24 protein-coding genes and 2 pseudogenes are annotated in these 17194 nt (G+C 39.4%); 24 read left to right on the top strand and 2 right to left on the bottom strand.

From position 1 onward, the window contains the following. Positions 1-98: 98 nt before the first annotated feature. The 8 genes from HNR63_RS08240 (at position 99) to HNR63_RS08210 (ending at position 6305) form a co-directional block, all read left to right on the top strand. Entirely contained in the window at positions 99-860 is a 762-nt protein-coding gene (locus HNR63_RS08240) for an IclR family transcriptional regulator (RefSeq protein ID WP_181520425.1), read from the top strand. Continuing rightward, positions 847-1593 (top strand): 5-oxoprolinase subunit PxpB, encoded by a 747-nt coding sequence (gene pxpB / locus HNR63_RS08235; RefSeq protein WP_181520424.1) that lies wholly within the window; start codon positions 847-849, stop codon positions 1591-1593. Before HNR63_RS08240 ends, pxpB begins: the two co-directional genes overlap by 14 nt. Next, positions 1571-2575, top strand: coding sequence for a 5-oxoprolinase subunit C family protein (locus tag HNR63_RS08230; RefSeq protein ID WP_181520423.1), 1005 nt, complete (start codon positions 1571-1573; stop codon positions 2573-2575). The genes pxpB and HNR63_RS08230 overlap by 23 nt, the downstream gene beginning before the upstream one ends. A 2-nt stretch (positions 2576-2577) precedes the next feature. Next, the gene (gene pxpA, locus HNR63_RS08225) at positions 2578-3336 is read left to right on the top strand and encodes a 5-oxoprolinase subunit PxpA (RefSeq protein WP_181520422.1); all 759 of its coding nucleotides are present in this window, start codon (positions 2578-2580) and stop codon (positions 3334-3336) included. Positions 3337-3502: 166 nt separating this feature from the next. Further along, positions 3503-3904 (top strand): gamma-glutamylcyclotransferase, encoded by a 402-nt coding sequence (locus HNR63_RS08220; RefSeq protein ID WP_181520421.1) that lies wholly within the window; start codon positions 3503-3505, stop codon positions 3902-3904. 331 nt (positions 3905-4235) lie between these two features. Further along, positions 4236-4514: a hypothetical protein gene (locus tag HNR63_RS13880; protein WP_246316773.1), complete on the top strand. Its 279-nt coding sequence runs from the start codon at positions 4236-4238 to the stop codon at positions 4512-4514. Beyond that, positions 4511-5446 (top strand): RNA-guided endonuclease InsQ/TnpB family protein, encoded by a 936-nt coding sequence (locus HNR63_RS08215; protein WP_246316772.1) that lies wholly within the window; start codon positions 4511-4513, stop codon positions 5444-5446. The genes HNR63_RS13880 and HNR63_RS08215 overlap by 4 nt, the downstream gene beginning before the upstream one ends. 106 nt (positions 5447-5552) lie before the next feature. Continuing rightward, positions 5553-6305 carry a CPBP family intramembrane glutamic endopeptidase gene (locus tag HNR63_RS08210; protein WP_181520420.1) on the top strand — a complete coding sequence of 251 codons (753 nt, stop codon included), beginning with the start codon at positions 5553-5555 and terminating at the stop codon, positions 6303-6305. 67 nt (positions 6306-6372) lie between these two features. Here the strand turns inward: HNR63_RS08210 and HNR63_RS08205 are convergent, their stop codons facing one another. Next, on the bottom strand, positions 6373-6849 hold the full coding sequence (locus HNR63_RS08205; RefSeq protein WP_181520419.1) for a ribonucleoside-triphosphate reductase: 477 nt from the start codon (positions 6847-6849) through the stop codon (positions 6373-6375). Positions 6850-7123: 274 nt separating this feature from the next. Here HNR63_RS08205 and HNR63_RS08200 point away from each other — a divergent pair. From HNR63_RS08200 to HNR63_RS08165, 9 genes and pseudogenes are all read left to right on the top strand, one after another. Continuing rightward, positions 7124-7990: pseudogene (locus HNR63_RS08200) on the top strand (Rpn family recombination-promoting nuclease/putative transposase). 434 nt (positions 7991-8424) lie between these two features. Further along, positions 8425-9564, top strand: coding sequence for a conserved virulence factor C family protein (locus HNR63_RS08195; protein WP_181520418.1), 1140 nt, complete (start codon positions 8425-8427; stop codon positions 9562-9564). A 44-nt stretch (positions 9565-9608) separates the two neighbouring features. Further along, positions 9609-9980: a VOC family protein gene (locus tag HNR63_RS08190; protein WP_181520417.1), complete on the top strand. Its 372-nt coding sequence runs from the start codon at positions 9609-9611 to the stop codon at positions 9978-9980. 444 nt (positions 9981-10424) lie between these two features. Beyond that, positions 10425-10850, top strand: coding sequence for an NUDIX domain-containing protein (locus HNR63_RS08185; protein ID WP_181520527.1), 426 nt, complete (start codon positions 10425-10427; stop codon positions 10848-10850). Between the two features lie 73 nt (positions 10851-10923). Then, positions 10924-11100, top strand: a complete 177-nt coding sequence (locus HNR63_RS13930; protein ID WP_255350581.1) for an NUDIX hydrolase — start codon at positions 10924-10926, stop codon at positions 11098-11100. Then, the gene (locus HNR63_RS08180; RefSeq protein WP_255350580.1) at positions 11054-11359 is read left to right on the top strand and encodes an NUDIX domain-containing protein; all 306 of its coding nucleotides are present in this window, start codon (positions 11054-11056) and stop codon (positions 11357-11359) included. Before HNR63_RS13930 ends, HNR63_RS08180 begins: the two co-directional genes overlap by 47 nt. A gap of 88 nt (positions 11360-11447) precedes the next feature. Continuing rightward, positions 11448-12227, top strand: a complete 780-nt coding sequence (locus HNR63_RS08175; protein ID WP_181520416.1) for a GNAT family N-acetyltransferase — start codon at positions 11448-11450, stop codon at positions 12225-12227. A gap of 73 nt (positions 12228-12300) precedes the next feature. Next, positions 12301-12729 carry a thiol-disulfide oxidoreductase DCC family protein gene (locus HNR63_RS08170; RefSeq protein WP_181520415.1) on the top strand — a complete coding sequence of 143 codons (429 nt, stop codon included), beginning with the start codon at positions 12301-12303 and terminating at the stop codon, positions 12727-12729. Positions 12730-12757: 28 nt separating this feature from the next. Next, positions 12758-13741 carry a peroxiredoxin family protein gene (locus HNR63_RS08165; protein WP_181520414.1) on the top strand — a complete coding sequence of 328 codons (984 nt, stop codon included), beginning with the start codon at positions 12758-12760 and terminating at the stop codon, positions 13739-13741. A gap of 119 nt (positions 13742-13860) precedes the next feature. Here the strand turns inward: HNR63_RS08165 and HNR63_RS08160 are convergent, their stop codons facing one another. Further along, positions 13861-14358: a ParA family protein gene (locus HNR63_RS08160; RefSeq protein WP_281363187.1), complete on the bottom strand. Its 498-nt coding sequence runs from the start codon at positions 14356-14358 to the stop codon at positions 13861-13863. Positions 14359-14535: 177 nt separating this feature from the next. Here HNR63_RS08160 and HNR63_RS08155 point away from each other — a divergent pair, with 177 nt between their 5' ends. From HNR63_RS08155 to HNR63_RS08125, 7 genes and pseudogenes are all read left to right on the top strand, one after another. Further along, entirely contained in the window at positions 14536-14787 is a 252-nt protein-coding gene (locus HNR63_RS08155; protein WP_181520413.1) for an AbrB/MazE/SpoVT family DNA-binding domain-containing protein, read from the top strand. Beyond that, entirely contained in the window at positions 14784-15173 is a 390-nt protein-coding gene (locus tag HNR63_RS08150) for a type II toxin-antitoxin system death-on-curing family toxin (protein WP_181520412.1), read from the top strand. Before HNR63_RS08155 ends, HNR63_RS08150 begins: the two co-directional genes overlap by 4 nt. Positions 15174-15602: 429 nt before the next feature. Beyond that, positions 15603-16022 carry a DUF2975 domain-containing protein gene (locus HNR63_RS08145; protein ID WP_220127470.1) on the top strand — a complete coding sequence of 140 codons (420 nt, stop codon included), beginning with the start codon at positions 15603-15605 and terminating at the stop codon, positions 16020-16022. Positions 16023-16032: 10 nt separating this feature from the next. After that, positions 16033-16248 carry a helix-turn-helix domain-containing protein gene (locus tag HNR63_RS08140; RefSeq protein ID WP_181520410.1) on the top strand — a complete coding sequence of 72 codons (216 nt, stop codon included), beginning with the start codon at positions 16033-16035 and terminating at the stop codon, positions 16246-16248. Positions 16249-16263: 15 nt separating this feature from the next. Continuing rightward, a pseudogene (locus tag HNR63_RS08135) lies at positions 16264-16569 on the top strand (DUF817 family protein); the annotation flags it as partial. A gap of 119 nt (positions 16570-16688) precedes the next feature. Then, a complete protein-coding gene (gene tnpA, locus HNR63_RS08130) occupies positions 16689-17090 on the top strand; it encodes an IS200/IS605 family transposase (RefSeq protein ID WP_181520409.1) in 402 nt (133 codons plus the stop codon). Between the two features lie 5 nt (positions 17091-17095). Beyond that, on the top strand, positions 17096-17194 hold a 99-nt coding region (locus tag HNR63_RS08125; protein ID WP_181520408.1), incomplete at its 3' end, for a helix-turn-helix domain-containing protein.

The following is a 17194-nucleotide window of genomic DNA, read 5'->3' as shown; positions in this document are numbered from 1 at the left end:
CAATTTTATTGATTTTGCTTCTGTATAGAAACATAATTATTTTAAATATGAAAATTCGGAATATAAATTCCGTTATTCGGAACAAAGGGAGATGTTTTATGAACAAAACAGTGATCAAAACGCTCGAACTATTGCAGTTGTTTATGACATATGAATGGTTGACACTACAAGAAATGGTAAAGTTGATGAAACTGCCAAAAACAACGGTTTTTCGAATGGTTCAGTCGTTGGAGATAAGCGGCTTTTTAAAAAAAGATGAGGAAGCCTATGAGCTTGGATTGTCCTTATTGCAGTTGGGATGTTTAGTTGCAGAGCGATTGGATGTTCGAAAAGTAGCACTGCCGATTATGAAGAAATTAAAAGAAGAAACGAATGAAGCAGTGAACTTAGTTGTTAAGGATGGTGATGAGGCAATTTATGTAGAAAAAGTAGAAACGTCAGAGCCGATTCGAGTGTATACAAGGGTAGGAAGAAGGGCACCTCTTTATGCTGGAGCTTGTCCACGCGTGTTACTTGCTTTCATGCCAAGTGAAGAGCAAAAGAAATATATTGATCGTGTCAAGTTGATCCCAATTGCCTCAAAAACGATTGTTGATCGTGAGCAATTAAAGACTGTGATAAATGAGGCAAAGAAAAAAGGATATACGGTGAGTCATTCGGAATTAGCCGACTATTCTTCTGCTGTTGCTGTTCAGATTTTTAATCACGAAGGAAAGGTTGTAGCAGAATTAAGTGTCGTCGGACCGGAAAATCGCTTTCAGCCTTCTTACATTCAACAATTAGTTCCAAAATTAAAGTATGCTGCAGAACAAATTTCAAAAGCACTTGGTTTTATTGGGGGAAAAAATGTTGAATTATGAGTTTATACCGCTTAGTGAGAATGCGCTAATTATTAAGTTTGGCGACCAAATTAATTACGACATTCATCGACGAGTTCGTCAATTTATTAATTATTTTACAGATCATCATATAGAAGGAATTATTGAAGTTGTTCCTGCTTATACAACGGTTACCGTCTATTATGATCCGATCCAGTTTGTAAAGAATCTAAACCGAAAAACGCATATCGAGGTTCTTCCTTTTGAAAGAGTTTGTACCGTATTAAAAAATGTTCTTTCGTCACTACAATCCACCCATATTCCTCAAGGAAATGAAGTTGTGATTCCGGTTTGTTATGGAGGGGAGTTTGGACCTGATTTAGAAGAAGTGGCTAAAAAAAATGAATTGACACTTGAAGAAGTAGTGAATATTCATACGAACGGTCATTACGTTGTGCATATGATTGGATTTGCGCCTGGATTTGCTTATTTAGGTGGTATGTCAGAAAGGATTGCTACGCCGCGAAAACAATCGCCACGATTGCGTATTCCAGCAGGTTCTGTGGGCATCGCCGGTATGCAAACAGGAATATATCCGATTGAAAGCCCAGGGGGGTGGCAACTCATCGGGAGAACACCGCTCCAATTGTTCCGCCCCCACCATCCTCAACCAAGTTTATTACAAGTTGGGGATCGCGTTCGCTTTCAACCGATAACGCGGGAAGAATATAAGCAGCTTCAGGAGGAGAACAATGAGTATTCGTGTGATTCGTAGTGGTTTACTAACGACGGTTCAAGATTTAGGTCGATTCGGTTTTCAAAAGGATGGCGTCACTGTGGGCGGCGCTATGGATCAATTTGCGCATCGTATCGCTAACATTCTTGTCGGAAATGAGGAATCCGAAGGCACGCTCGAGATGACATTCATTGGTCCAACGCTTTCTTTTGAGGAAGATGCATTAGTTGCGATATGTGGCGGGGAGTTTGAAGCGAGCATCGATGGGCAAGAAGTGCCCCTATGGCGCCCTGTTTTCGTTAAACAGGGGAGTATACTTACGATCGGTCATTGTCGTGCAGGATGTCGAGCATATTTAGCTGTGTCTGGAGGTTTTCATATTCCTAAGATAATGAACAGTCAATCAACGTATTTACTTGCACGTATCGGTGGTTTTCAAGGAAGAGCGTTACAAAAAGACGATGTGCTTTTACTTCGAGAATCGAGGCGAAAGTTTGAGCTGTTGCGATTACATAAGAAAAAAACATCCCTTCCTTTTATAACGATGAGTTGGGGAATTTCATTTCAGTTTCGTGCATATTTTTATAAATCTCCAAAAACGATTCGCGTCATTCAGGGGGCACAATTTGCTCATTTTACGACACAAAGCCAAAAACGTTTTTTCACTCAACCATATGAAGTCACCCCTCAATCGAATCGAATGGGTTATCGTTTAGAAGGACCTTTGCTTCAAAGAAAACATTCAGCAGAAATGGTTTCGGAAGCGGTTACGTTCGGCACAATTCAAGTGCCGAACGAAGGAAAGCCAATTATATTAATGGCAGATCGTCAAACGACAGGAGGGTATCCGAAAATCGCGCAAGTCATTGCCGTTGATTTACCCATTTTAGCACAAACCAAACCAGGAGAGCAGATTGTATTTCACGACATTTCATTTGAGGAAGCGCAACGATTATATATTCAACATGAGCTTAGCATGAAGCAATGCGAAAAAGTAATGATGTCGAAAATGGGAGGATAAAGATGTACCGCATCGATCTGAATTGTGATATGGGAGAAAGTTTTGGAGTATATCGAATGGGAAACGATGAGGAGATTTTGAATTACGTGACATCAGCGAATATTGCTTGCGGGTTTCATGCGGGAGATCCATCTACGATGCGAAAGACGGTTCAGTTGGCGTTTGAAAAGGGGGTGAGTATTGGTGCACACCCGGGGTTGCCTGATTTAATTGGATTTGGAAGAAGAAATATGGCAATTACTCCGGAAGAAGTGTATGATCTCGTCGTTTATCAAGTGGGGGCGTTATATGGTTTTGTAAAGGCTGCTGGTGGAAAGATGCAACATGTGAAACCGCACGGAGCTTTGTACAACATGGCTGCAAAAGACTGTGCACTTTCAGAAGCGATTGCAAAAGCAGTGTATGACATTGATCCATCATTAGTATTGTTTGGATTAGCAGGAAGTGAACTAATTAAGGCGGGAGATCGTATAGGCTTAAAAACAGCAAATGAAGTGTTTGCTGATCGGACATATGAGCAGGATGGTTCGTTAACACCACGACATAAACCTAACGCCTTAATTCATGACGAACAAGAAGCTATACAGCAAGTGATTCGAATGGTAAAAGAGGGAAAATTGCGGTCACAACAAGGAACTGATGTGGAAATCAAGGCAGATACGATTTGTATTCACGGTGATGGGGTACACGCGTTAACATTTGCTAAAAAAATTTTTGAAGCGTTAAAAAAAGAAGGCATTGTTATTAAATCTTTATTTTAAATCGAGGTAACGAGTTTTCCACTCCTTCCTTTGTTTCAGATCATTGTGTACGCTGTTACGTCGATTATCTTGTCAACAGTGAAGACGGTAAGTTTTTTATGGTCATGTGCATGAAAAAAGGAAAGGGATATATTTATAATATCGTCGAATGTTAGGAGGAGAAAACGTGACGTTATTTCAAGTGTTTGTGTACGGGACATTGCTTCAAGGAGAGCAAAATCATCATGTTGTTGCTCCGTACGTCACACATATAGAAACAGGTGCTGTATGCGGTTGGCTTCATAGCGTTGCCGACTTGTATCCAGCTTTAGTGCTCGATTCATCTGCCCCTCCAGTAGAAGGCGAATGGTTGACGGTAAACGAAAAAGGACTACAGGCGATGGATCGGCTTGAAGGATATTATGGGGAGGGAAAACGTAATGATTATGAGCGAGTATTTGTGACAGATGTAGATGGAAAAAAGGCAGGATTTGTGTACGTATACTCAAGCGAACGGGCGAGACATTTACCACGAATAGGCACTTCGTGGAGAGCATACAAGCAGTCATATGAGCGTGGCTTCAAGTGATCATGTTTTAAGTCCAGTGTTTTTTATCGCGACGCAGCTCGATTGCGTTAACGGCGCGTGCAGAAGGGAAGTTTTTGCGTAATTACTTCCCAATTATTGATAGCTGTCGCCTTCGTCCGTCATCTGATCCGAACAAACAAATTATGACGCAAGAAAAGTGAATTCATCACGCCTATTATATGCAAAAAAATAGTTTTCTCTTGGAAATATAAATAGAGCATGTTATGAAAAAATCAAGTACAACTTTATGAAGTTCAGAGATAGGCTTCTTAAAATTTCGGAAAGGGCGGTTGCTCGAAATATCATCCATAAAGTGAGGGGAACAACCATCATGATGGTGAATCGAGTGGAAAGGCATATGATTTGCGCCGCTCATCCCTATTATCCGATGCTCGACGAGTATTGTTTTCGATCAAAAAATTTGTACAACTTCGCCAACTATCAAGTGAGGCAAACGTTTTTCCAATACGGCACGTATCTTTCTTACAACGAGCTAGACAAGCTGCTTAAAACAGAAGGGATGGATGCAGACTATCGGGCGATGCCAATGGCTCAATCCGCCCAACAAACGTTAAGAATGTTGCATCAAAATTGGAAGTCATTTCGATGAAAGATTGGGCAAAAAACAAAGAAAAATATACAGGCAGACCGAAACCGCCCAAATATCTCAAAAAAGACGGACGGTATGTACTTGTGCTAATGAATCAATCATGCAAAGTCGTCGATGATCATATGACGTTTCCTGCCTGTTTTCAAGGGTTTCGGTTAAGGACAAACATGAAAGGGAAGCTTCAACAAGTCCGATTTATTCCTAAACACCGCCATATCATCGTCGAAGTCGTTTACAAAATCCGTGTTCCAGCGCAAAAACAGGATAACAACAGATACATCAGTATTGATTTAGGTTTAGATAACTTCGCAACCATTGTTAACAATGTGGACAAACAACCGATCGTCATCAATGGTAAAGGTCTAAAATCCGTCAATCAATACTACAACAAACAGATGAGCCACTATCGCAAAGTAGCGAAACAGATGAATGGACTTGATTGGACAAAACGAATGAGCAAAATGACAGAAAAACGAAACCGCATCGTGGAAAACTTTATGCACCAAGCGAGTGCCTTTGTCATGAAACATGCGTTGTCTTTGAACTGCGATACGATTGTAGTGGGGATGAATAAAGATTGGAAGCGTGAATTTAATCTCAGAAAGCGCACAAATCAAGCGTTCGTTCACATTCCGTATCAAACGTTTCTTCATCAGTTGCAGTACAAAGCAAAACAGCATGGGATTCGTGTCATCGTGACAGAAGAAAGCTATACATCCAAATGCAGTTTTTTAGACATGGAAGAAATGAAGAAACAAAAACAATACAAAGGAAAACGAATCAAGCGTGGACTGTTTCAATCTGAAAACGGAACGCTCATCCACGCAGATGTCAATGGAGCATACAACATCATGAGAAAAGTATTCCCAAAGGCGTTCGCCAATGGGATAGCGGGTGTGGGGTTACACCCCATCCGAGTACATGTCGCTTAAACGACGTGGACTGATAAACAACTTTATTAAAATTTACCATATATTTTATAGGTTTTAATAAAATTGATAACCTATAAGTAACTATCTACAATAGGGGGAATAAGAAATGAAAAACTTTTTTAGGAATCATCCGATACTATTTGCGATCTTTATTTTGATTGCATCGCGAATTGTAGGTTTGGGGGTAGTGAGCTTAATTAAATTGTTTCAACCAGACATCGATATCATAAAAGAACTTGGTTGGCTTATCCAAATGCTTTTCGCTACCACTTCGGTTGCACTTGTTTATTGGTCAGGAGACATGAAAGGTAATGGTTTAACTAAGCCTGTATCCAAAAAAGAATGGTTATTATGGATACCGCCGCTCGTTCTTCCAATTTACATTTTGATTATTCTTGGCTTTAATGTAAATGGATTTTCAAGCATTTTCGTTTTAATGATTTCGGCGTTGTGCGTAGCGATAAACGAAGAAATTGTATTTAGGGGGGTATTGATAAAAGGCTTCCTTCGCTTTGGTACAAAAATCACGCTTTTTGTACCTTCTATCATTTTTGGTCTTATTCATTTAGGGAATATTTTAGTTGGCGGAGATATAAAATTCGGTATATTTCAAGCCCTTTGGACAACAGCCGCAGGAATAGCCTATACAGCTTTGGTTCTTCGAAACAAAAGCATTTTACCTGCTATTGCGTTTCACTTTATATTAGATACTACAGAGTATTTCGCAACAGGTGAAAATGGTGTACATGAACTTGAATTTTCAACAATGACTTTAACAATTTTCTTATTCTTGACCATTTTATTTGCTATTTATGGTTTGATTATGTATAAAAGTAACCGTCACACTCTTCCCATCTAGTTTTGCCCTTACATCCATGTAACCATTTCTTTTGATACAGTGTCTGTCACGCCTCGAAGTAATAACTCTAAATCATAGCGTTGAGAGCGTGCAGTTTTTGTTCTAGAAGCTTATATGTTTCTTGTTCTCTAATTCGATTGTTCATTTGAGTAATTTGTTGTAAATGTTTTTTCAATGCTTTTACAAAATCATGAGCGAATTTCGTTTTATCATAAAAAAGAAAGAACTCTACACGATCATTTGTAACATTTACAGCTTCAATTTTGATTTCGCGTCCTTTCACGATGAAAAAGTAATCATAGGCAGAACCAAAGCCGGAGATACGGAATGTTTTATTCTCTTTATTAGCGATCATATCTATCACACTAGCAGCTATACTTAACAAAGCTGTGCCGTAAAGCGTTGCAATATTGATCGTCATTTGCTCAATACCGTTATGAACAATCATATACATTTCGCAACTAAAAAAGCTATTGAGGTTCTCACTTTTGAGCGTCTCTTTCCAGTCATCTTCCCAGTCTTCTAATAAAATTTTGATAGACATGTGTACCCTCCGTAACTCTTTTTACTTTTTCGCTACTGCCCTATCTGTAGAGTTTAATTACCACTATATTTTCTGTTATTGGAACAATTTTTTTACTTATGCGCTGATTATTCAGAGTTAAATCAGTAAAATAGAAAGAAGTTTTGTACGCCTAAAGGTTATCGAATTTTCACCAAAACAGAGAGCCACGCCTCTCTGTTTTTTTCATTCCCAAAGCAGGAATCTCCTCGCTTTTATCGAAAATACACAACAAAACAGAAAGCGAGGTGTATATATGTCCATTGACCATGATCGGTTGTTTAAAGAGTTGATTACAACATTTTTTGAAGAGTTTCTTCTTCTCTTTTTCCCGCATGTGCATGAGCATATCGACTTTCAGCACGTGTCGTTTTTATCGGAGGAGCTGTTTACGGATGTGACGGCGGGGGAGAAGTATCGCGTCGATTTGCTTGTTGAGACGAAGTTGAAAGGGGAGGATAGCCTTATTATCGTCCATATCGAAAATCAAAGCTACGTGCAGCCATCGTTTCCCGAACGAATGTTTATTTACTTTAGCCGCTTGTTTGAAAAATACCGAAAGCGCATGTTGCCGATTGCGGTATTTAGCTATGATTCTCTTCGACATGAGCCTTCATCGTTTACGCTCCAATTTCCTTTTTTCGATGTGCTTCATTTTTAATTTCTTACTGTTGAGTTACGCAAACAAAACTGGCGTGATTACATTCGCCACGACAACCCAATTGCCGCTGCGTTGTTAAGTAAAATGGGGTATACTGAAAGTGAACGGGTAGAACTAAAAAAGCAGTTTTTACGCATGATCGTACGAATGGAATTAGACGAAGCAAAGCAGCGATTGTTAATCGGCTTTTTTGAAACATATGTGAAGCTGTCGGATGAGGAAGAACAACAATTGCGAAACGAGGTGAATGAAATGGAAACGAAAGAAAAGGAGAAAGTGCTGGAGTTAATTATTTCATATGAGAAAAAAGCGTTAGAAAAAGGCTTGAAAGAAGGCGTAGAACGAGGGTTGCAACAAGAAAAACGCCAGATTGCAAAAAAGATGCTAGCGAAAGGCTACGATGTACAGACGATTCATGAACTGACGGAGTTGTCTTTGGAGGAGATTGAGAAGCTGAAGTGATATGCTGTTTTAAATTTTTACCATTTCTCATCCACAGCGCATTTCTGTTTTTTTAGACGAGTGGAAAGAAGATTAGGAGAGATGAAAAAGCTTGAGGAATAGCTTAGGCGGTGCATGTTCGCACCGCCTATTTGTCAATTGTTGCGATAGTCTAATAATCGTTCATCGCTCGAGAAAGCAATGTCAATGTCGCGATCGTGGCGAGTGTGTTTTGTTGTTGGTGGTTCGAACAAATAAATGAACCGCATTTGTTAACCGTTTGCCTATGATTTGTTCTATGCCTCTATCCGTTTTTGCTTATGCTTGTCACATTTTCATTCAGCGAAATGTTTGCTTTTCTTTGTTTCTTCCTTTTCAATAAAGTTATATGATTTTTTGGCGTATGAATATATTGGAATGTTATCGTGATGTTATCGTGAATAGGAGAGAAGCGGATGAAGATTCGATCAATTGAACCGACACCAAGCCCCAATACGATGAAAGTGTTGCTTGATGAAGAGCTTCCATTCGGAACAAGCTACAACTATAAGCCAACGCAGGCTGAACAAGCTCCTGAAATCATTAAGCAGTTATTGAAAATCGAAGGGGTGAAAGGCATTTACCATGTCGCTGACTTTTTAGCTGTGGAACGGCATGCGAAATATGATTGGAAACCGATCTTAACAAAGGTTCGCGAAGTGTTTGGTGAACAGGTGGAACAGCTTCAAGAAAATAGGGCAGTGCACACCGATCATTTCGGCGAAGTAAAAGTGTATGTGCAAATGCTTTATGGCTTACCAATGCAAGTGAAGTTAACGGACGGTCACGAAGAGAGACGAGTGGGGTTGCCGCAACCGTTTGTCGATGCGGTGCTAGAAGCGCAAAAACATGCGGGGAATATTGTCGTGGAGCGGAAATGGGTCGAAAAGGGCGTTCGGTACGGAACATTTGAAGAAATCGGCGCTGAAATTGTCGAGGAGTTGTCTGCTGCTTATCCGCCAGAACGGCTCGAGCGATTTGTACACATGTTTAAACAAGGCGAGCAGTCGAAAACGCAAAAACGAACAAGCGTTCAAGTGACCGAACAAATGCTAGATGATCCAGATTGGACGAAACGATATGCAGCGTTGGAACAGATGGTAGAGCCGACGGAAAACGATTTGTCCGTATTGGCAAAGGCGTTAAAAGATGAGAAAGTGGCGATTCGCCGTTTAGCGACTGCTTACTTAGGAATGATTGGTGGAAAAAGCGTACTTCCGTATTTGTATGAAGCACTAAAAGATCCAGCCGTTTCTGTGCGGCGTACCGCTGGTGACTGTTTATCTGACATTGGTGACGTTGAATCGATCCCTGTTATGGTCGAAGCACTAAAAGATGCAAGCAAGTTAGTTCGCTGGCGTGCAGCGATGTTTTTATATGAAAATGGAGATGAAACCGTCCTGCCTGCTTTAAAAGCGGCCGAAAACGATCCGGAATTTGAAGTAAGCATGCAAGTAAAAATGGCCATCGAACGAATCGAAGGTGGCGAAGAGGCGAAAGGATCTGTTTGGAAGCAAATGACGGAGAGTAGAAAGAGAGAGGAAGGGAAATATTGAGCCACCCTTAGAATGTTGAAAAGAAGATAGAGAGGAGAAGCAGCATGAACATTGTTATCAAACGGCTCGATCATATACAAATTTGCATCCCAATCGGTGCAGAGGACGAAGTGCGGGCTTTTTATACGGGCGTGCTCGGTTTTACCGAAATTGAAAAACCGGAAACGCTGAAAGCAAACGGCGGGCTTTGGTATAAAATTGGCGATATTGAATTGCATATCGGTGTTGAAAACCGCGAAGGATATCGAAGCAAAAGCCATCCGGCGTTTGAAGTGGAAAATATCGAAGCAGTGCGGCGCTACTTGGAAGAAAAGGGAGTATTGACACAAGACGAAAAAACCATTCCAGGTGTGACTCGCTTCTCCTTTCACGATCCGTTTCACAACCGAATAGAATTTTTGGAGAAACAGCAATAAAAGCGTGGGCAACAGTCTTCGTTTGACTTTGTTGACAATAAATTGAGACAGAAGTGGAGAAAACTTCTGTCTTTTTTTGCTTTTGTGACAAAATTCGACATTGTTTTTCTTCGTTTTTGTGTAAGATAAGGGTAGTCATTTTAGTTGAGGATTAATTTTTTCATTCCTGCTTTTTATTATGACAATAAGTGCATTTGGACTGATTTATGTTATACGGAGAGAACGGGACTATTGTCCAAAATGTGGTGGAAAGCTACTGGATTTTTATGTTGATCGCAATCAAAGAGCGTTTGCCGACGGAGAGTTAGAGGCGTTTAAAGTTTTACATCCAGAAGATCGTTCAACATTTCAGAAAGTGAAGTATTGCCGACAATGTCGGAAAGCATATCGGCGTATACATTAATTATGGATTTACTGCGTAACAAAAATAAAAAGAGAAACATGATGCGAATACGCAAATGCGCTAGAGCAGTAATCGTCAATGAATGTCATGAAATTCTTCTTCAAAAATTTGAATTTTCGGATGTCGTAGGAAACGTCGTGTTATGGGTAACGCCTGGCGGTGGCGTCAAGGAAAATGAAACTCCAATCGAAGCTTTAAAAAGAGAATTGCGTGAAGAACTTAACATTGCTGTTGACATTCATGGTGATCCATTATTTGACATTGATATACTCATTGAAGGAAAAAACGGTTCTTTTATAAGCCGTGAGATTTACTATAAGATAACGACTCAATCTAATACTGTATTTTCTATGGAGAACATGACTGAAAAAGAGAAAAATACGTTTATGGATTTAAAGTGGTGGAGTAAAGCACAGTTGAAGAAACTCGAAAACTTTGCGCCACGTGAAATATTGAACTATTTTTAAGTTTATTATTAGTAGCTACCTCTTGTAAAAAAGTAACGAACTTTACCTTTCAATAATGTGGAGGAAAAATTGCATGTATCCGAATTATCGAATTTCTGTTGAAGTCATTGTATGGCACGATGAAAAAGTCCTTTTAACGAAACGCGCAGAGCATTGTAAGGTAGCTCCGAATGTATGGAACGTTCCGGCAGGAAAAATTAAATATGAAGAAATTGCAAGGTTTGTTTCGAGAAGCGAAAGAGGAAATTAATTTAGATGTAGAATTGTTAGAAGAGCTGTCTGTTCGGAACTTAAAAAGCAAAAGTGGAGATGAAGATATATATTGCGTTGTTTTTACGTATCTCGTCAAACCAAAAAATGATGATATTTCTTCTCTCACATTAAACGATGAACATTCCGAGTTCGCTTGGGTCGCGAAAGAAGATTTGAACGATCCAAAGTATGAAACGCTTCATGATGACATACGATACATTCTTTTAGAAAAAGTGTTCAACGAAAACAAGCGCTAGCACAAAAAGCACATCGTAATCATTGTTATTGCGATCGTTCGTGGAAGGCACATGTATTTTTGAACATGTATCGGCAAGGGGGATGGGGATGATTCGTAAATTGGGCGAAGCAGATCATGATGTTGTGTTTTCTTTTTTAAAGCAGGAGCCTTCATTGAATCTTTTTATTATTGGTGATATTGAAGCGTTCGGTTATGAGCAGGAATTTCAAGAGCTGTGGGGCGATTTTGATGAGAATGGTAGACTGAGAGCCGTATTGTTGCGATTTTATGATTCGTATATTCCTTATGCTCCGGGGGATTTTGATATTGACGGATTTGCGGAAGTGATGCGAAACGCTTCTCATCCTGTTCGTCTTTCGGGGAAAACGGAGCTTGTTGCAAAATTTGAACCCCTTTTATCACTCGGAAAAAAGCGAGTCACGTATTTTTGTGAATGTAACGAAATCACATTTCCAGAAGAGCAAAATCGTTATGAAATTAAGCAAGCAACGATCGATGATGTCGATCGCATACTTGGACTGCGTCGCCGCATCACGGAGTTTTCGGTACTGCCGTCATCGCGAGATATGCTTGTCAAATCGTTAGAAACAAATACAGGGCGTGTGTACTATATCGAGGAAGATGGTCGCATGGTGTCGTCTGTTGCAACAACTGCGGAAAATACGCTATCTGCGATGGTTGTCGGCGTGTGTACAGATCCGAATCGTCGCCACAAAGGATATGCAAGCGAAATCATGAAGCGCGTCATTCAAGATTACGTTCGCGCTGAAAAAACGTTATGCTTGTTTTATGACAATCCGAATGCGGGCCGTATTTATAAAAGACTTGGTTTTTATGATATCGGGATGTGGACGATGTACGGATAATTTTTGGATATAATATGGAAAACGTGAAGTTGACGGACTTCACGTTTTTCTTTTGTTGCATAGGTGAGCTATAATGAAGAGGTCAGATGAACCGAAGGGGAAGGATTGGTCGGTCATGCACATCATATTGTTTGATGGCGTTTGTCATTTTTGTAGTGCAACGGTTCGGTTTATTATTGAAAGAGACGAAAAAGCTTATTTTCGTTTTGCTTCGTTGCAAAGTGAAGCAGGTCAAGCGTTGCTTAAGAAATATCATATTCCTCAACAACTCGATAGTTTTGTATTCATCGATGAATCTACATACTATGTTAAATCTACTGCAGCGTTACGTGTATGCAAACATTTGCAAGGGTTTTGGAAGTACTTATATTGGTTTATTCTTATTCCTTTTCCTATTCGCGATCGAATATATGATTGGATCGCGAAAAATAGGTATCGTTGGTTCGGAAAGGCGAATTGTTGCTTTGTTCCGACAGAGGATATAAAAAAGCGCTTTTTATAGGGAAACGTTGTCAGTGAAGGAGGAAGAAATGATTCAAGGAGAAAATTTGTTGCTTGTAGCAAGTCTAGTTATGACATATTTGTTTTTTTATTATGGTGTGTTCGTTTTAAAAGCAGATCGACGCATGATGGATATGATTTTTAATAGTTCCTTGTATGGTTTGATCATATGGAAATTAAGCTACGGCATTGTACATCCGAACATGGTGCTAGCAAATCCGTTAACGCTTCTTTATTTTAACGGTGGCGTTGTTGGACTTGTTTTAGCTGGGGTATTCATTGTCGTGTATACATATTGGCAGTTGAAAAAACAACAAATTCCGTTCGATGCTTATATACGTGTAGCTAGCCCGATATATTTTGGATATTGGATTGTATTTCTCGTATGGAAGGGAAGTGGATTTCCAGAAAATCGCTTCATTTGGCTACAAGCTGTCGTCGCTGCTGTTTTTTTCATCGTCTCTTCACGTATAAAAACGACGAGAAAGCTATGGCAACTGCTTGTTTCGTTCCATATTCTCTTCTTCATCTTCTCATCTATATCGGATATGACAAAAGAAACAACTTCACAGCAATCGAGTTCGAACATTGGAATTGATGTAGGAGAGATTGCCCCTGATTTCGAGTTGATGACATTGCAGGGCGAAAAAATGAAGCTGTCTCAGTTTCGAGGAAAAAAAGTAGTTTTAAATTTCTGGGCATCATGGTGTCCTCCGTGCCGCGCGGAAATGCCAGAGATGCAACGATTTTATGAGCAGTATGGACAACATGTCGCGATTGTAGCGGTCAATTTGACGAATAAAGAAAAAAATCGTCACGTCGTCGAAATGTTCGTGAACAAAAAAGGATTGACGTTTGATATCATGCTTGATGAGAAAGGAACAGTTAGTAAAACATATAAAGTTATCACCATTCCGACTTCGTATATTATCGATGAAAAAGGGGTCATTCGAAGCAAACATGTCGGTCCACTTTCATACGATGCAATGAAACGAGCGATGTTGTCGGAATGATGTTGCGGTATCAAACATGGGCGAACAGCTGTTATATCTGTTCGCTCATTTGCTTTTGCGATTTTCTATTTGCCATTTGAGCATATAGTTCAGGAAAGCTGCAATGAGATACAATTGATTCAATTAATATTTGTTTCGTGTCTCTCTTTTGTAATTTCATATTCATTTGTAATCCGATCTGAAGTAACGGCAAATACAGGATAGCTGAGCGCAGATGCTTTTGTGATGGCATCACCGTATGGTAAATAGTTGTTAAATATCATATCAGGTGAAAGGGTATGTTTTAATGTATTGATCATATTCGTTTGTGTATGTTTTGGTTGGTTTCCGTACTCTCGAATGAAATTGAGGACGATGCCAATGAGTTTTGTATCGCTATATTCTTTTGAACTCGATTGAAATCTTTCGTTTAATTCATCTACTTTATTTTTAATTGCTGAAATACCATATGAAGAGAGACGATCAGGAATCGCGGGAATTAAATAGTAATCGCTTGCGTACAAGGCATTTTGCGTAATGTAATTTAAATTTGGCGGGCAATCGATAAAAATAAAATCATACTCATCATTAGAAGTGACAGCGCAGGAATCTCGTGGCTTCAGCCGTGGGAGGTTCAATTGTATGAGAAAGAGGGAAAGGTTATGACGGATTTTTTCTATAGCAATGTCATGATGATTGATAGGTTGGGATGGAAGTGCGTGCTGTTGATGGAAAATTTGTATATTGTCCAACTAGTTTGAACGGTTGTTTTATGTTATAATTGTTATAACAATTGTAACGAAGAGGTGAGCCATATGCTACATGCCGATCGGAAAGTGTTGAAAATAGGAAACTCACTAGGAGTTACTTTTCCTGTGGAATTCCTTCAAAAGCTTGATATCCATCAAGGTGACGAAGTACAGATGGAGTTTAAAGATAACCAAATTGTGATAAAGAAAAGTAACAAAGTGAACTTGCCAAAAGGCATTTCGAAAGACTTTTTTGACGTGTTAAATGAAACGCTCGAGGAGTATGACGAAACGATTAAGGGGCTTGTTGATCGGTGAGGTATTTAACAGTGGAGGAAATCATTGCGATAAACTTCTTCATTATTGAGAAATACTCGCCTCGTGAAATGAAAGGTGTAAAAGAACAATCATTATTGGAATCTGCCGTGTATCGTCCACAACAAAGCGTGTTTGGTGAAGATGCTTACCCCACTATTTTTGAAAAAGTAGCCGCATTGTTCGAGTCTTTGGCAAAAAACCATTGTTTCCATAACGCAAACAAACGAACAGCTTTTGTTGCTCTTATTCAATTTTTGAAATACAACGACTATCGACTTGTGATGCCACAAGATGAGGCAATTGAATTTGTTGTTGATGTAGTGAACCATCGATATTCCTTTAACGAAATTGTTGCTATAATTAAAGAATACACATTGAAGTGCTAGTTTTGGTATTCTGCGAAGTGAAATGAATGAGTTTTTATCTTTACAACATATAGGATTTTTAAAGTATTATTACCGCTAGCAGAAAATCATCACACATTTTAAAGCATTTAGGAGACACATAGGGCTATTTCGGAAGTTTTTTTGCTCGATTGAATAACGGAATCTTCTAACGACTAAAGTCGTGTCTTGCATACAAAAGGGTTTCTCGTGCACCTTCGCGCCAAAGTAATGGAAATAAGCATTTCTCAAAAAGAGGAATGCTTTTTATGTTTTAAAACAAAAAAATAAACTAAAACAATAATTATTTATTGTAAAACGATAAACAACGTATTAAAATGGAATGGAAATGATCGAAGTGAGGTGCTTGTTGTGAAACGAGAGACACTTTTTTTAAAAAGCGCTATTTTTATTATCGGTGCTCCCGTTGTTATGTTATGTGTATTTGTCTTGCCGAAGTTTCCTAACTTTTATGCCGAGTGGTTGCCGGAATTAGCGTATTTGCGCTATCCGATCACGATCTTTTTTTATGTTACCGCGATTCCGTTTTTCTTTGCGTTGTATCAAGCGTTCAACATTTTAACTTATATTGACAAAAACGAAGGGTTTTCCGATTTATCAGTAAAAGCGTTAAAGTATATAAAAAATTGTGCAACTGCCATTAGTTTGTTGTATATCGCAGGTATGCCGTTTTTTTATCTTACTGCTGATTTAGATGACGCCCCAGGGATTATCATCATCGGATTGATGGTTGTGTTTGGGGCGATGGTCGTCGCGGTTTTTGCCGCAGTGCTGCAGAAGCTTTTACAAAAGGCAATCGAGATCAAGTCGGAAAATGACTTAACCGTTTGAGGTGAATCACATGGCGATTATTGTGAATCTAGATGTCATGTTGGCGAAAAGGAAAATGAGCGTGACCGAGCTGTCAGAAAAAGTAGGAATAACGATGGCGAATTTATCAATCTTAAAAAACGGTAAAGCAAAAGCGATTCGGTTGTCGACGTTAGATGCCATTTGTAAAGCATTAGAATGCCAACCGGGAGATATTTTAGAATATCGAAGCGATGACGAAGTGTAACGGGAGGCAAAAGAGATGAGAGCGTTCATTCAACTCGTTCATTTTGGTTGGGAACAAGCGTTATCTTGCTTGTTTCCCGTTGTCATTTTTGCCTCGTTAGCCGTAACAAAAATGGTGTCGCTTCCTTTCTTACCGCGATATGATTGGCTGCTCATTATTTACCTTTTGATGCAATGGTGGATGGTGCGTACGGGGCTAGAAACGCGAGATGAACTAAAAGTGATTACGATGTTTCACCTCATTGGGCTTGCGCTTGAATTGTTTAAAGTGCATATGGAGTCTTGGGCTTACCCAGAAGAAGGGTATTCTAAAATTCTCGGCTAGGTTTTTTGTTTGAATACTCGACATATATCAATATATGATTTGATTTAAAATACTCGTATTTAAAATGAGTCCAAAAATCCTCTGACATATGTTATCCTATCATTGAGGTGAACCACATGTCGGAAGTGAAACGTGGCAGAGGATATGTGTACTCCATTCAATATCATATGGTATGGTGTGTGAAATATCGTCACAAGGTGTTGATTGGCGACATCGATACAAGGCTAAAAGAAATCTTGCATCAAATTGCGGAAGAACATGGTTTTACGATTTTACAAGTAGAAAGTGATGGCGACCATGTCCATCTATTGATTGACTGCACGCCACAACACTCTATTCCGAATATCATCAAAGCATTAAAAGGTGTGAGTGCAAGGTTGCTGTTTAAAGAGTTCCCCCAACTAAAAGAGAAATTGGGGGGAGGGAATTTGTGGAATCCTTCTTATTTTGTTGCAACCGTAAGTGAACACACCGAAGCGCAAATACGACAGTATATCCAAAATCAGAAAGCGAGGTGAAAGCGATGTTCGTCCATAAAGCATATAAATTTCGGATTTATCCAACCAAACAACAGGAAATCCTCATTGCCAAAACATTCGGTTGTGCTCGTTTTGTATTCAAT

Origin of the sequence: Anoxybacillus ayderensis, from assembly GCF_013761015.1 — a bacterium.
Classification (GTDB): domain Bacteria; phylum Bacillota; class Bacilli; order Bacillales; family Anoxybacillaceae; genus Anoxybacillus; species Anoxybacillus ayderensis.
The sequence above is the reverse complement of the archived record's forward strand: the minus strand, read 5'-3'. Positions and strand labels throughout refer to the sequence as shown.

Bases quoted from the DNA above. Each gene is read 5' to 3' on its own strand.
- HNR63_RS08240 (WP_181520425.1), top strand. From the start codon at position 99: ATGAACAAAACAGTGATCAAAACGCTCGAACTATTGCAGTTGTTTATG.
- pxpB (WP_181520424.1), top strand. From the start codon at position 847: ATGTTGAATTATGAGTTTATACCGCTTAGTGAGAATGCGCTAATTATT.
- HNR63_RS08230 (WP_181520423.1), top strand. From the start codon at position 1,571: ATGAGTATTCGTGTGATTCGTAGTGGTTTACTAACGACGGTTCAAGAT.
- pxpA (WP_181520422.1), top strand. From the start codon at position 2,578: ATGTACCGCATCGATCTGAATTGTGATATGGGAGAAAGTTTTGGAGTA.
- HNR63_RS13880 (WP_246316773.1), top strand. From the start codon at position 4,236: ATGATGGTGAATCGAGTGGAAAGGCATATGATTTGCGCCGCTCATCCC.
- HNR63_RS08215 (WP_246316772.1), top strand. From the start codon at position 4,511: ATGAAAGATTGGGCAAAAAACAAAGAAAAATATACAGGCAGACCGAAA.
- HNR63_RS08210 (WP_181520420.1), top strand. From the start codon at position 5,553: ATGAAAAACTTTTTTAGGAATCATCCGATACTATTTGCGATCTTTATT.
- HNR63_RS08205 (WP_181520419.1), bottom strand. From the start codon at position 6,849: ATGTCTATCAAAATTTTATTAGAAGACTGGGAAGATGACTGGAAAGAG.
- HNR63_RS08195 (WP_181520418.1), top strand. From the start codon at position 8,425: ATGAAGATTCGATCAATTGAACCGACACCAAGCCCCAATACGATGAAA.
- HNR63_RS08190 (WP_181520417.1), top strand. From the start codon at position 9,609: ATGAACATTGTTATCAAACGGCTCGATCATATACAAATTTGCATCCCA.
- HNR63_RS08185 (WP_181520527.1), top strand. From the start codon at position 10,425: ATGCGAATACGCAAATGCGCTAGAGCAGTAATCGTCAATGAATGTCAT.
- HNR63_RS13930 (WP_255350581.1), top strand. From the start codon at position 10,924: ATGTATCCGAATTATCGAATTTCTGTTGAAGTCATTGTATGGCACGAT.
- HNR63_RS08180 (WP_255350580.1), top strand. From the start codon at position 11,054: ATGAAGAAATTGCAAGGTTTGTTTCGAGAAGCGAAAGAGGAAATTAAT.
- HNR63_RS08175 (WP_181520416.1), top strand. From the start codon at position 11,448: ATGATTCGTAAATTGGGCGAAGCAGATCATGATGTTGTGTTTTCTTTT.
- HNR63_RS08170 (WP_181520415.1), top strand. From the start codon at position 12,301: ATGAAGAGGTCAGATGAACCGAAGGGGAAGGATTGGTCGGTCATGCAC.
- HNR63_RS08165 (WP_181520414.1), top strand. From the start codon at position 12,758: ATGATTCAAGGAGAAAATTTGTTGCTTGTAGCAAGTCTAGTTATGACA.
- HNR63_RS08155 (WP_181520413.1), top strand. From the start codon at position 14,536: ATGCTACATGCCGATCGGAAAGTGTTGAAAATAGGAAACTCACTAGGA.
- HNR63_RS08145 (WP_220127470.1), top strand. From the start codon at position 15,603: ATGTTATGTGTATTTGTCTTGCCGAAGTTTCCTAACTTTTATGCCGAG.
- HNR63_RS08140 (WP_181520410.1), top strand. From the start codon at position 16,033: ATGGCGATTATTGTGAATCTAGATGTCATGTTGGCGAAAAGGAAAATG.
- tnpA (WP_181520409.1), top strand. From the start codon at position 16,689: ATGTCGGAAGTGAAACGTGGCAGAGGATATGTGTACTCCATTCAATAT.